Source organism: Erwinia endophytica, from assembly GCF_009295515.1.
Lineage (GTDB): Bacteria > Pseudomonadota > Gammaproteobacteria > Enterobacterales > Enterobacteriaceae > Erwinia > Erwinia endophytica.
The window spans coordinates 1-14000 of record NZ_RQVV01000045.1; the positions used below are offsets into that span (position 1 = coordinate 1).

The 14000-nt window shown below is 48.5% G+C and carries 10 protein-coding genes and 4 pseudogenes; 13 read left to right on the top strand and 1 reads right to left on the bottom strand.

What is annotated here, in order from left to right; genetic code table 11:
- From EH228_RS13200 to EH228_RS13255, 12 genes and pseudogenes are all read left to right on the top strand, one after another.
- Positions 1 to 515: pseudogene (locus EH228_RS13200) on the top strand (type VI secretion system tip protein VgrG); the annotation flags it as partial.
- Between the two features lie 2 nt (positions 516 to 517).
- A complete protein-coding gene (locus EH228_RS13205) occupies positions 518 to 934 on the top strand; it encodes a DUF4431 domain-containing protein (RefSeq protein ID WP_240116294.1) in 417 nt (138 codons plus the stop codon).
- Positions 935 to 946: 12 nt separating this feature from the next.
- The gene (locus EH228_RS13210; RefSeq protein WP_152322117.1) at positions 947 to 2797 is read left to right on the top strand and encodes a TIGR02594 family protein; all 1851 of its coding nucleotides are present in this window, start codon (positions 947 to 949) and stop codon (positions 2795 to 2797) included.
- 94 nt (positions 2798 to 2891) lie between these two features.
- Positions 2892 to 3320, top strand: a complete 429-nt coding sequence (locus tag EH228_RS13215) for a sugar ABC transporter permease (protein ID WP_152322118.1) — start codon at positions 2892 to 2894, stop codon at positions 3318 to 3320.
- A 287-nt stretch (positions 3321 to 3607) separates the two neighbouring features.
- Positions 3608 to 4129 (top strand): hypothetical protein, encoded by a 522-nt coding sequence (locus EH228_RS13220; RefSeq protein WP_152322119.1) that lies wholly within the window; start codon positions 3608 to 3610, stop codon positions 4127 to 4129.
- Between the two features lie 321 nt (positions 4130 to 4450).
- Positions 4451 to 4670, top strand: a pseudogene (locus EH228_RS13225) (IS1 family transposase); the annotation flags it as partial.
- A gap of 16 nt (positions 4671 to 4686) precedes the next feature.
- The gene (locus EH228_RS13230; protein WP_152322120.1) at positions 4687 to 5385 is read left to right on the top strand and encodes a hypothetical protein; all 699 of its coding nucleotides are present in this window, start codon (positions 4687 to 4689) and stop codon (positions 5383 to 5385) included.
- A 142-nt stretch (positions 5386 to 5527) separates the two neighbouring features.
- Positions 5528 to 6622, top strand: a complete 1095-nt coding sequence (locus tag EH228_RS13235; RefSeq protein ID WP_240116295.1) for a hypothetical protein — start codon at positions 5528 to 5530, stop codon at positions 6620 to 6622.
- A 65-nt stretch (positions 6623 to 6687) separates the two neighbouring features.
- Positions 6688 to 10092, top strand: coding sequence for an ImcF-related family protein (locus tag EH228_RS13240; RefSeq protein WP_420841465.1), 3405 nt, complete (start codon positions 6688 to 6690; stop codon positions 10090 to 10092).
- Complete coding sequence (gene tssA / locus EH228_RS13245) at positions 10092 to 11687, top strand: type VI secretion system protein TssA (protein ID WP_152322123.1); 1596 nt, start codon at positions 10092 to 10094, stop codon at positions 11685 to 11687. The genes EH228_RS13240 and tssA overlap by 1 nt, the downstream gene beginning before the upstream one ends.
- Positions 11688 to 11715: 28 nt before the next feature.
- Positions 11716 to 12749 (top strand): annotated as a pseudogene (locus tag EH228_RS13250) (polymorphic toxin type 44 domain-containing protein).
- A 5-nt stretch (positions 12750 to 12754) separates the two neighbouring features.
- Complete coding sequence (locus tag EH228_RS13255; protein WP_152322125.1) at positions 12755 to 13225, top strand: immunity protein TsiR; 471 nt, start codon at positions 12755 to 12757, stop codon at positions 13223 to 13225.
- 23 nt (positions 13226 to 13248) lie between these two features.
- Here EH228_RS13255 and EH228_RS13260 read toward each other — a convergent pair.
- Positions 13249 to 13368, bottom strand: a pseudogene (locus EH228_RS13260) (IS1 family transposase); the annotation flags it as partial.
- A gap of 40 nt (positions 13369 to 13408) precedes the next feature.
- On the opposite strand from EH228_RS13260, the gene EH228_RS13265 reads away from it, so the two are divergent.
- On the top strand, positions 13409 to 14000 hold a 592-nt coding region (locus EH228_RS13265; RefSeq protein ID WP_193323346.1), incomplete at its 3' end, for a type VI secretion system baseplate subunit TssF.

The window sequence follows — 14000 nt, forward strand, 5'->3', positions numbered from 1 at the left end:
GGAGTTATATCACGCTGGATGGGAATGCTATTGAATCAGCGACGGCCGGGGAGTATCGGACGAAAGCGGGTCATTATATCCGAAAAGAAAAGGCATCAGAAAAAATCACACTTCCGGTATTTCCTGTAATGGAACCTGGCGAACAAAGTTTACGTTTTGCTTTCCCGGGGGCTGACAGTGCCTGTCAGAGTATGGACTGGATGATGCATCAGCCTTACCGCATTAGTGACAGTAATGGGAAAATCCTGTCGACTGGCACGGTAGACAGTTCGGGTCGCTTCCCGAAAATAGTACTTCCTGAAAGCGATACATTAAACTTAATCATTGGGCGAGAAACCTGGAGTAAAGAAAACCTTTCTATTTCATCAACTGAGGATGACAGTGTGGAGGATTTTTGGTATGAAGAACCTGATGCCGATCTTTATTTAAGCGAAGTGGATTCTACAGAAGATAGAACATCAGTATTGACTGAATCAATGATTGCAACTTTATTAAATTTAACAAAGGCTAGTTGATAATGTTAAGTATGCTTATGAACCTTATATTGAGTATGGCTATCTTATTTTATAATTTCGGTGCATATGCTGCATGTCTGAAAGAGGGGGATAATGTTGTACTCTCAGGATTAATGAAAGAAGAATTGTTTTACGGCCCCCCAAATTGGGGGGAAGATAGGAAACATGACGAAAAATTACTTTACTGGATCCTGCATTTAAACAGTCCTCTAAAGTGTGTGATTGATGCTAATACTGAGCAAGAAGATTGGGACAGCAATGTGCAGATTATTATTAGCGGTGACGATTATAAAACTAAACGCAATTTACTTAATCACCAAGTCACTGTAAATGGAAATATTATGCTTGCTGCCACAGGCTATCATATGACCTCAGTTTTGCTAAACGACACCAGTTTTAAACCAACGGAAAAAAAATAAAAAGGATGATGTATGAGATTTGTAAAAGCGACATACCATCTTGAAACCAAGACGGTTGAGTACGAAGCTGGTGATGGTACTCGTTTGCTAAAAACTTCTGGGACATTGAATTGGCGATTTAACAATCCTGGGAATATTATGGCATTGCCCGATGCTAGTAAGCAAAAAGGGCGGATAGGTGCCGGGACTGTATATAATCCGAAAAAAAATATATTTGTTATTTTTTCCAGTATTGAAGTTGGGGAACGTGAAAAATGTGCATTATTAAAGCGAAAATATCGAGACAACACTATAGCTGATATGATGTCGCAGTATGCACCTGAATCCGCAGGCAATGATCCTGTAGCTTATGCCAATTTTATAAGCTCAGAGAGTGGCGTTGCAAAAGATAAAAAAATATCTGACTTGAATGATAATGAATTCGGCAAAGTTGTGGATGCAATCAGTAAAAAAGAAGGTGGCTTGAAGCCCGGTACTGAAAAATGGGTGTATGTGACAAACCTGACGGTTTCAGATGGCTCCCGACCAGTTGCTGATGTGCCATTTAAGGTGACACTAGGAAGCACTAGCTACGAGTGGAAAACAGATGCTTACGGTAAGCTCAAGACAATCATCCATACGAAACAAGGAATGGCTATTGTCGTCAAATATACTAATTCCGCTGGAAAAGAGGATGTTGTTTATTCAGCTGTTGCTGGAGATGAAACGAAAAATATACTGCTTACAAGAAACTTTTCGCAATTCTCTGCAAAGACACTTGCCGAGGCTCCCAAAGCCCCACGCGAGAAGAGCACTCAGAAGCCGATAGAGTACATAGTCATGTCAGGAGACTCTCTCTCGAAAATTGCCGAACGTTATAAGACAAGTACTGATGAAATTGCCAAAAACAATAATATAAAAGATGTGAGTAAGATCTTTCCAGGTCAGCATTTGATGATATATGGTGTCAATACTAATGGTTCTTCATCATATATAGTTTCACCTGGTGATACACTGGCGAAGATCGCAGGAAAAAATGGAGTAAGTGTAGACGATATCGCACGACAGAATAATATATCAGATCCGAATAAAATATACCCGGGACAATCAATTTCTATAAGCAAAAGTGGTAGTAATACTGCTGGCGAGACTGAAAAATCAGCAGTTAATTCTACAGTCTCAAAATCAGTGAATAAACAATCACAACAAAATAGAGAAGTAAATACCAATAAAAAAACGCTGGAATCGGTTGGGGGAAAGAATTCTGGTAATCCGATTGCGTTACTCCCCCATGATCAGAGAGAGGCTCCATGGATGGCGGTTGCATTCGAAGAGGGAGATAATCGATGGAAATGGGGGCGTGTTAAGGAAGGCGATGGCGGAATAAACTACCATAAGAAGACTGGAATTAATATGTCATCTATGGTTGGTAATTCTAACCCGTGGTGCGCTTCTTTTATAAATTATTGCCTTAAAGAATCTGGGTATTCAACATCTGGTAGCGCCAGTTCTCAATCTTTCTCGAAAAACAAAAATTTTATAAAAATATCTCAACCTATATATGGTGCAATAGTTGTTTTGCGGAAAAAAGGATCCTGGACAGGGCATGTTGCTTTTATATACTGTCTTTTTGAAGATGGTGAAATAGGTGTGCTTGGCGGAAATCAGGGAGATAGTGTTACAATAAATCCATTGTATCAAGTTTATATTAATGGACGTTTACATTATGAATTGATAGGGTTCTATGTACCTAAGTCATATTATTCTTATGCACAAAAAATAATAAGTTCAGGTATGAGGAAAACAACAATGTCTAATATTGCAGAGTTGCGTGAAAGCCTTGGAGCTAATCTACCCTCGAATGAGGATGGAAGAACAAGGTGATAAATAAAAATTTAATACTGGGGGTAATATGAAGTGTTATTATGTTTTAGCGTTGTTACTTGGTTACAGTTCCTGCGTATTGGCAGAAGAGTGTATGGATAATTCAAATATAGATTTTCTAAGAGATATTTTTAAAACAAATAATAAGAAGTTATTGATTGAAATGTCTTCAAAAGAAGTGAGGCATTATATTGAAAGTGATTTACTTATCAAAAATGAATACAGTACACTTGTTAATGTATCTGAGGTTTACTATGGCTGGGGTGTGGACAAAAAATCAAAGTATCCTGTTAACACATCGGCAGTTTTCCCGAATGAAAAAGTGTGTGTATGGAATGTATCTTTTGCATTACCGGAGTCCATGAGAAAAAAATGTGATGATGATGGTGCTTATGGGTATTTTATTGAATTTAAGAAAGTTAATGGAAAAGCAGTTCTATATAATTTTACCTCTTTGTTTGATTCTCTTCCCGACGGAACTTTAGCTTGCAAAGCTGCAAATAAATTTATGCTGCAAAAATAGCTTGTGAGTATTGAAGTAAGCATCTCGTTCTAAATGGGTGGCGGTACGGTAAAACTGTCAATGTATAACACGTCTAGGCCAGTCTCCAGATTTAGAATGACAATAGGTGGTGTTAAAAATACTCCAGTATATCAGAGGTTTTATAAGTATTATATTCCTGTTGCATATAAAAATTATGCAAAGATATATGATAGAGAGTTGTCTATCGTCGACGTTAATGATATAAATAATAATTTATTTGGATTTGATGATACAAATAAATCTATTCAGGATGAAGGAGGTGGTAGATGAAAAGTTATTTGACTGCTTTGTTGTTTTTGTTGTTTTCTACTAATCTAGTTGCAGGAAGTCCCGGAGGGATTACATTATTAGTTAGGCCGTTATCGTCAGGGGAGGATTTTAAATATATTATAGATGGTTTTTTTAGAAATTACTATGGTCCAGATAATGTTAAAACTCCGGTATGTAATTCTGGTGATTATATACCATATGTTGATAACGTATATTTAAATACAATTCCAAGCGGAATAAGTGATAATGTATTGGCTAAATCTATATCGTCTTTTTCTGAAAGAAAAAAAATAGCTGGGATTTTGTCTGAATTTAAAGATGATAAAATATCTGGATTTGATGGGATTATGTTTTATGAATTAAAAGAAAATGGATTGGTAATTTATACCTTTGACTCAAGGAGTTTTAAAGATATTTACACTGCCAGGATAAATATTCATGATCTTATTTATCGAAATGTTTTAGGTGAGGTTCTCTGTCAATCCATTAGTTCAAAAATACTTCCTGCTAATCCGTAAATTGGTAATGATTACCAATCAGTAGAGCATGTGTTTCGCGATGAAGACACCAATAATCAAGGGAAGTATAGAATCTATTAAATTATGCCATTTTTTTCATGCCCCTAGGTTTTTAATTAGCTATCTCAACAAAATGATTGATTCTTTGTTATTATTATATGTCAATAATAATTGAGTTATTGGGATTGTATTTTTTAAGGCCTAAGTGATATAAAAATTCGTGATCTGGTCAAGTATTCAATGTGTTGACATGTCTGTATGGTCGTGTATTCAATCCGTTGAACATCATATAAACTCCCTGTTTTTATCAAAGGGATACTGATGGCTAAGGTTGATGTAAAAATGTCCGTTTTGTAAGCAAACAGACCCAGTAAAAAAGCATGGACAGGGGAGTGCCGGGCATCAACGTTATCGCTGTCAGGCATGCTGCCAAAGCTTTCAACGTGAATATAAATATCGTGCCTGCCAGCAGGGCATGAAGGATCAGATCATTGATCTTGCCATGAATAATGTGGGCATCCGCGACACCGTACGAGCACTGCAGTGAGCTAATTAATATGAAGAAAATAGTCAACGCTGTTTTAATTGCACTTCTGATTCATGGTGGTAGTTGCTTTGCAGTAAGCTACCCTTCCATTCAGGCTATGCTCGAAGCAAACTACTCTCGCTCTGATGATTCTGAAAATCCTTGGCATAAAGATAACTCAGAAAGTGAAATGAACAATTATAGCCTTTGCGAAAAAACTCAACTACCATTTTCCTTATCTGATATTTTGATTATAATGTGCCCTGATATTGAACTGGCTACTTCGCTCAATGAAGACATCCCCACAGATATTTATTGGATACGAAATACTGATAGTGGCATTAATGTCATTAGTTCAGTTAAAAATCTTGGTGAAAGTTATGTAGGCATTATACCTATATCGCCTAAACGATGGGCTATTGAAGTGTCTTCAGGTTCAAGCAGTCAAGGTTACTTGCAAGAACATCACAAATTAGGATTAATCGATAACGATGATTTTAATATAATTGCTCAATGGACTGCTGTCATGGAAGATTCGAATAATAGCAAATTTATGAAAAATACTTTATCTGTTGAAACGAAAAAACCTTTAGTTAATGGATTTTATCCAATATCTATAATTTCTGATGCAAAGGATGGTAAAAATGAAACTAAGAAAAACTATGAATTATTTTTTGATGAAAAAAATAGCACTTATAAAATCCCTGAAGAGTTGAATGCCGGCTATTAATTTATCGCTGAGCTATGGGTGGTTAATTTAATATATGTATTCGCTAAAAAATCTGCCTCCGCTATATGGAAGACCTGCTCCTCTTAAGGGAGCTCGCTGGCTTTACTCTTTAGTTTTTATGATATCCATTAGCATAATTCTCATGCGTATATTCGGCAGCCAAATTAAAGGTTATGATTTTTGGCTTCTCGCTTTTGGGATTCCTTTTACATGCTGGTTTGTCATTGGTTCTATGTGTGTCGTAATTTGGATGCTTAAGGATATCAAAGCGAGTGGTTACGATAAGCGGCGAGAGAAGTGGATTCTGAGTGAAACACGAAAAAACAGGAGGGCATTTCAGGTTTTATCGACATCATTAATTACCGGTCATATAGTAAAAGACAGGGATGAACTCTTAAATTCACTGGTTAAGAATAAAGTTATTATTTTCTCACAAGAAGACAGGGCCGGTAATGAAGGTGTAAGATTAAGTCTACTTCCCGATAATAATGATAGGCTTTCAGATATAATCCTGAATGTATTCAAGAGGTTGATTTCAAATTTACCTTTAAGTTACATTCCAGATAATACACATTTGGTTATTGTCTTGGATATATCATCAGTAATATCTAAGGAAGATATCAATGAACTGTGGTTAAAATCATGGAGTGAGTTTGGCAGCTTGCATTCTGTTGAATTAATGGAGAGTAAAGGCCCTGGAATCTTAGACCATTGGTTAAATACCAAAATCAAAGATAACTCACTGCTTCTGGTTGTAGCATTACAAGTAGCGCCAATTAGCGCTGTTAATAGCGCAGAAGCTGCAGTTGCATTACTTCTGGGTAACAGACTGATGCAGGAATCAATTACTCCAATGGCATTACTTCATCGCCCAGATCCCTCTCCAGCCGAAGAACTTGAATCCGGTATGCGGATGGCTGCATACAACGTTCCGATCAAAGATGGCATCGTCAAACACCTCTGGCTGTCTGGGCTCAATGATCAGCAACATGCTGAAGTGGTGATCCATCAGAAAAAACATCCCACCCAGGCGGTTGAAAACGAGGCGATCATTAATCTCGATATGACGATGGGGCATGCCGGTTCTGCTGCTCCCTGGCTGGCCATTGCCGCCGCGGCTGAGACCGCACAACAGACACAGTTGCCGCAGATGATTATTTGCGGCGATACCACACAGGATGTGCTGTGGAGCACACTCGTCACCCCGACTGCTTCCCGCCAGGAGATGGACTCGTGAGGCTAACTGATTTTTTACCAAAGACAGCGGAAGGCCGCTATCTGGCTGTTGTCGTATTTCTGTTGATGTTGTTAGGCGCGATGACGTTCATGGTCTGGAAGCATCCGGACCTTGTCGGTATTTCGCCAGACAGCCAGCAGCAGACCAGCTGGCTTATCGCAGGAGGCTGTATCACAGGGTGTGCATTGATTGCCACCCTTCTCCTGCTTCTGGCGGTCCGTCATGCCGGGAGCAGGGAATTCGATGTTGTTGTTGATGCCATTAATGGTGATGATGAGAAAAAGAAACGGGAGGCGGAAAAAGCGCCCGTGTCTGCCGCTGCCACGCTGTGCAATGCACTGAAAAAACATCTTTACCACCGCTATAACCTGTTCTGGCGGCGTAAAGTCCGTCTGCTGCTGGTCACCGGTGATGACGCCGCGATTGAGCAACTGGTGCCCGGCCTGCAGGAAAGTCAGTGGCTGGAAGGCAGCCGCACGGTGCTGATTTATGGCGGCAGCCTGGCCGCCGAGCCTGCGGCGGAAAAATACACCGCGCTGCGCAGGCTGCGGCGGGGTCGCCCGCTGGATGGCGTTATCCGGGTTCTTGATAAGGACCAGGCCCTGACGCCGCAACGGAGTGACAGCGACCTGCGCGGGCTGGAGAAAATCGGCGCGCTGCTGCGTTATCAGCCCCCGGTCTGGCTGTGGCAGCTGTGCGGCAGCGCCTGGCCGCAGGCGGGCAGAACACCGCAGGCGGTGGGGATGACGCTGCCGCTGCGGGCGGAGCCGGAAAGGGTCGCGACGCAGCTCAGTAAACTGCCGCCCCGGTTGCGTGAGCAGGGGCTGGCGCAGGTCGCGGAGCAGCATTCATACGATTTCCTGCTGCGTCTGGCGCAGCAACTGGAGCAGGGCGGGACTGAGCACTGGAAAACGTGCCTGACGCCCTGGCTGTACGGCGCGCAACAGCGCGTACCGCTGCGCGGCCTGATGTTCAGCCTGCAGGAGCACCCTGCATCGCCAGCTGAGGCGGCGGGTAACGGGGAGGCTGCCGCGCTCTTCCCGCCGGCACACCTGCACACCCTGACGCTTCCGGTCAGCTGGCAGGGGGTGCTTGACGACTGTCGTCGCGTGCGGGGGCGCCGTGTCGGCATGGGCTGGGAGCCGGCACTGGCGTGGAGCCTGATGGCCGGCATGGTGGTCTGGGGAGCTGGCCTGCTGCTCTCCTTCGCGCTGAACTGGCAGCAGATTACCACCGTGGCAGGGAAAGCCCGCGCCCTGGTGGCGGACCCGGCTGTTTCCGATGCGCAACTGACGGCGCTGCACGACCTGCGCAACGCGGCAGGTCGTTTACAACATTACCGGCAGCAGGGCACGCCGTGGTATCAGCGTTTTGGCCTTGACCATAACCCGCCGCTACTGGACGCGATGCTGCCGTGGTATGGCGTGGCGAACAACCGGCTGTTACGCGACCCAGCCAGTGCGGCTCTGGCGCAGCAGCTGACCGCGCTGGTCAACTCGCCGCCCAACAGCGACCAGCGGGCGACCCTGGCGAAACCAGGTTATGACCAGCTGAAAGCCTGGCTGATGATGGCGCGCCCGGATAAAGCCGACGGGGCGTTCTATGCCCGGACCATGCAGACAGTGCAGCCGGCCCGGCCGGGTATCTCCACCGGGCTGTGGCAGAGCCTGTCGCCGGATTTGTGGGCGTTTTACATCGCGCAACTGCCGCATCAGCCGCAGTGGAAAATCACCCCTGACAGCAGTCTGGTCAGCCAGAGCCGTCAGCTGCTGTTACAGCAGATTGGCCGCCGCAATGCGGAAAGCACCCTGTATGAGAACATGCTCAAATCAGTGCGGCGTAATTTTGCGGATGTCACGCTGGAAGACATGACTAACGGCACCGATGCCCGCCGGCTGTTCACCACCGATGAGGTGGTACCGGGCATGTTCACCCGTCAGGCCTGGGAAGGCAGCATTCAGCAGGCGATTGAGCGGGTGGCGAATACCCGCCGTGATGAAATCGACTGGGTACTGAGTGACAGCCGCCAGGCGCTGTCTGCCGACCTGTCGCCGGACGCGCTGAAAGCGCGTCTGACCCGGCGTTACTTTACTGATTTTGCCGGGAGCTGGCTGGGTTTCCTCAACAGCCTGCGCTGGAACCCGGTGCAGAATATTTCCGATGTCACCGACCAGCTGACGCTGATGAGCGATGTGCGTCAGTCACCGGTGATTGCGCTGATGAACACCCTGGCGTGGCAGGGGCAAGCCGGCCAGCAGGGCGAAGGGCTGTCTGAGTCCCTCATCAGATCGGCTAAAGAGCTCATTGGCAGCCAGGATAAACCGGTTATCGACCAGAGCGCCGCCGGACCGCAGGGGCCGCTGGATGACACCTTTGGCCCCCTGCTGACGCTGATGGGGAAAAACCGGGCCGGCAACGTGATGCCGGCGGATAACACCATCAGTCTGCAGACTTACCTGACCCGTATCACCCGCGTGCGTCTGCGCCTGCAGCAGGTGGCGGCCGCCGCAGATCCGCAGGAGATGATGCAGACCCTGGCGCAGACCGTGTTCCAGGGCCGGAGCGTCGATCTGACGGACACGCAGCAGTACGGCAGTCTGGTCGCGGCAAGTCTTGGCGAAGAGTGGAGCGGCTTTGGCCGCACGATGTTCGTCCAGCCGCTGACCCAGGCATGGGAGACGGTGCTGCAGCCGTCGGCGGCCAGTCTCAATGATCGCTGGAGCCGCTCGGTGGTGGCCAACTGGCACACCGCCTTTGACGGACGTTATCCGTTTGCCGCCAGCAAAAGCGATGCTTCCCTGCCGATGCTGGCTGAGTTTATCCGCCGGGACAGCGGCCGAATCGACCGCTTCCTGAGCACAGAGCTCAGCGGCGTGCTGCACAAAGAAGGCAGCCGCTGGGTGCCGGACACTGCCCACAGCCAGGGGCTGACCTTTAATCCGGCGTTCCTGAACGCGGTGAATCAGCTGAGCCAGCTGTCGGATATCCTGTTTACCGACGGCAGCCAGGGGATCAGTTTTGAGCTGCAGGCGCGTCCGGCGCCGCAGGTGGTGGAAACCCAACTGACCATTGACGGGCAGCCGTTACATTACTTTAACCAGCTGGCCGACTGGCACGCCTTTCGCTGGCCGGGTGACACCTACAAACCGGGCACGATGCTGACCTGGACTTCAACCAGCGCCGGGGCGCGTCTGTTCGGTGATTACAGCGGCACCTGGGGCTTTATTCGCTGGCTTGAGCAGGGTAAACGTCAGCAACTGGATCGCAGTCAGTGGATGATGAGTTTCACCGCCCCGGACGGCAGCACGCTGCAGTGGGTGCTGCGTTCACAACTGGGCAGTGGTCCGCTGGCCCTGCTGTCCCTGCGTGGATTCAGCCTGCCGGATCAGATTTTCAGTGTGGATGCCGGCGTGACCGCGCAGGCCTTCGCCAGCAGCAATGACACTTCAGATATGGACGGAATCGAATAATGACCACCCTGCAAAATTTACTCCGGGCCTGTGCCGCCGATGAAAATACCGTGGCAGGGCAGGCCCGTGAACAGACTGAACACTGGAATAACTGGCTCGCGCCTTTTAACGGTGAGGATCCTGCGGGTGAAGATCCGGGGTATGACGACGATTTTCAGCGTATCCGCGAAGAGGTGAACCGACTTTCCGGTATCGATACCGCGCTGATTTGTCAGCTGGCTGAAAAGCTGCTGACCGGGGTCAGCAAAGACCTGCGGGTTATCACCTTTTACGTCTGGGCGCGACTGCATCAGGACGGTGAATCCGGACTGGCGGAGGGACTGGAACTGCTGGCCGGCATGCTGCAGCGCTTTGGCGCCCGGCTGCATCCACGGCGTGAACGCAGCCGGAAATCCGCCCTGGAGTGGCTCGCCGGCAGCCGGGTGACCGACAGTCTGTCGCGTTATCCGGAGGCGGATATGGCGGTGATGCAGCGTATCGCCGGGGCGCTGTTGCTGACAGAGCAGGCCCTTCAGGTGTTTGATGAAGACACGCGGCCCTCATTTTCGGCGCTGTATCAGGCGCTGGAAAACCGGCTGGCACAGAGTGGCGGGGCCGGCAGCCTGGTGCCGCAGACCAGCCGTGAAGAGCACAGTGGCGTACCGGCAGCCTCGTCTTCTGCTCCGGTGATGACCCCCGTCACCTCCGGACGTGATTTACTCGACCAGGCCAAAGTGCTGGCCCGGTATCTGCGTGACCAGCCCGGCGGCTGGCTGGCGGGGCACCACCTGATGAAGAGTGTGCGCTGGGACACGCTGACGGCCCTGCCGCCGCTGGATGCGGCAGGGCGGACCCGCCTGGCACCGCCCAAACCGGACCACCGGGCCCATCTCAAACGCCTGTATTTACAAAAAAGCTGGATGGAACTGCTGGAGCACACCGACAGCCTGCTGGCGCAGGGCGTCAACCATCTGTGGCTGGATATGCAGTGGTACGCCTGGCAGGCGCTGATACAGCATGACGGTGATACCGTCCACGCCGGTATTATTTGCCGGGATCTGCAGGGTTTACTGACCCGTCTGCCGGGGCTGGAGGCGCTGGCGTTTAACGACGGCACGCCGTTCGCCGATGAAGTGACGCTGAGCTGGATCAACGACACCGTGCTGGATGACCTGCAGGGATGGAAAGATGAGCCGGTCACGGCCACCGTGTCCTCCGGTGACGATGTGCTGACCCTGGAGCCGGAAGTGCTGGCCCGGGCGGACAGCGAAGGGATCGAAGCGGCACTGGGCTGGCTGCAGAGCCGTCCGGGTTACACTTCGGCCCGGGACCGGTGGCTGATGCGGCTGCTGATGGCGCGGGTGACGGAACAGTACAGCAAAAACGAGATGGCGCTGCACCTGCTGGGTGAACTGGACAGCAGCGCCGGCGCGCTGACACTGGCACAGTGGACGCCGGAACTGATGTTTGAGGTGAAAGCCCGCCGGCTCAGACTGCTGCGGGCGAAAGCCGGGCGCAGCGAGGCCGACAAAACGCGACTGCAACCGGAGATGGACGCACTGCTTGCCGGGCTGATAGCCCTGGATCCGGCGCGGGCAGCGGTACTGTGCGGCTGACTGACACTTAACGGAAGGAACGGCGGTTATGGCGAAAGGTTATTATCTGGTGCAGGGAGACATGACCACCTGCGGCGGTAAAATTGTGGATGGGGCGGGGGATCACCGGCTGTTCGGCAAAGCGATCGCCCGGGAGCGGGACAGGGTCACCTGCGGGCAACACCCGGGGATATACATGATAGCCGGCGGGATAGCGAACGATATCATCCATGGACGTAAGATGGCGGGAACGCTGGACAGCGTCAGTTCCTGCCCGTGCCGGGCCCGTTTTGTTCCATCGATGATGCGGGATACTTATGAGAAGGGCGGTGGGAGTTCAGAGTCATACTTTTCACTTGATGGATTACAGGAATCTTATAATATCCTGTATCAGCACGATAAGACTGAGCATCATTGCCTCCATACTGACGGTGCTGTACAAGTGGCTGAGTATATCCTTAGAGAAATTAAAACAAATGTCAGAAGTGATACGGCAGAAACTATTCGTTATCTTATTGGAGATACGTTAAAACAAAGGCGAGAAGAATGGGATAAACTTCCCTTTTACGCCAAAATGTCACCACCTCCCCAGCCTGATTTATTCTCATCAATGGGGATTTGGTATCAGACAGTTAAAACGGGTTCAACCTGGGATCACAAACCAAAGATTCGTGATAAATTCAGCGCGGTAGCTGTTGCACGTCCGCTTCCACCCCCAAGTAATCATGCATCGAAGTCCTATTTCCACAAATATAAACAATATGATTATTTTTATGATGTGTGGTCAAATATTCACTATGGTTATGTTGGTTTAAGCGTGGGTTTTTCAGATGAGCAACTTTTACTGGGTCTGACATTGAGCAGTTCATGACTCCAGGGGCTCCAGGAAATGATACTCTTGACGATGTTACGAGCATGAAAATAGGTTTTGAGCTGTTTCATCAGTATGGAAAGTATGCTGAAGAGTTAACTTGCGAACATATTCTTAATGCATTGGATAATACGCCATGTAGCTTATTGCCAGTATCAAAACAACTTCACTGGTGTTGGAATTCTGGCAATCCGGAACATATAGAGCTATAGTGATTATGAAAAAAAACGTGCTGTTATTATGTGGTGTTTTTCTAATTGTATTTATAGTGCTTGGGTTTATTCCTCTCAGACCTTCTATTACAATTAAAAATAACACCAGTGAACGTTTGTATTTAAGTTCAAGTGAAGGTGTGCACGACATTGAACCAGATCCTGAAGAGGTTGAAAGAATAATGAAGGTCAGGCCTGAAGTTATTGAGGCAGGGGGAACGATCCAAATAACACCTTCCTTTATATTCTTGATGAAAAATAACATTGAATTTGATGTCGGATGGTTGACGGGCGGGAGATATGCATATAAGGCAACTGGTGGCGGTGGTCAAAACTTTATTTTCTCATCAGCAACCGGAACATGCTCTATATCGCTAGTAATTTGGGAAGGATATAATAATTACTCGATGGAAAATAAAAAAAAGGATTTCTGTATCAAAAAAATATCTCCTTTAAAGGATAGATACCAGCAGTAATGATTATTTGGTAATGACTCCAATCAGTAGAACATGTACTTTTCGATAAAGGCGCTGATGACTTTTTCATGAAACTCAACAGAGCGTGAGAAGCAGATGATTCTGCGAGCCAGGCGCTTGATTCGGGTACGGAGCGTCAGGTTTATCGGTATTAACGCAGCAATTAATCAGGCAGAAATAAAAATGGATGACTTAACCCTGCGTTATTACGACGCGGAAATGCGCTACCTGCTTGAAGCAGGTGAAGAATTCGCCCGTGCCCATCCGGACCGGGCGGCGATGCTTAATCTCGATAAAGCGGGGGCGCGCGACCCGTATGTCGAGCGGCTGTTTGAAGGCTTTGCCTTTCTGATGGGGCGGCTGCGCGAGAAGCTCGACGACGACCTGCCGGAACTGACGGAAGGGCTGGTCAGCCTGCTGTGGCCGCACTATCTGCGCACCATTCCTTCGATGTCAGTGGTGGAGTTCACGCCCGACTGGCAGGAGATGAAAGAGCCGATGCGCATCGCCAGGGGGTTTGAGGTACTGTCCCGGCCCATCGGCGAGAAGGGGACGCGCTGCCGCTACACCACCACCCGGGAAATCAGCCTGCAACCGCTGACGCTGGACCGGGCGACGCTGACCACCGACCCGGACGGGCGTTCCGTGGTCAGTCTGCGCTTTAACTGCAGTCATCTGGCGGACTGGAGCCGTGTCGACCTCAGCCACCTGCCGCTGTATTTCAGTGCCGATGCGCCGCTGGCCTGCGCCATGCACGAGGCGTTTACCATGAATG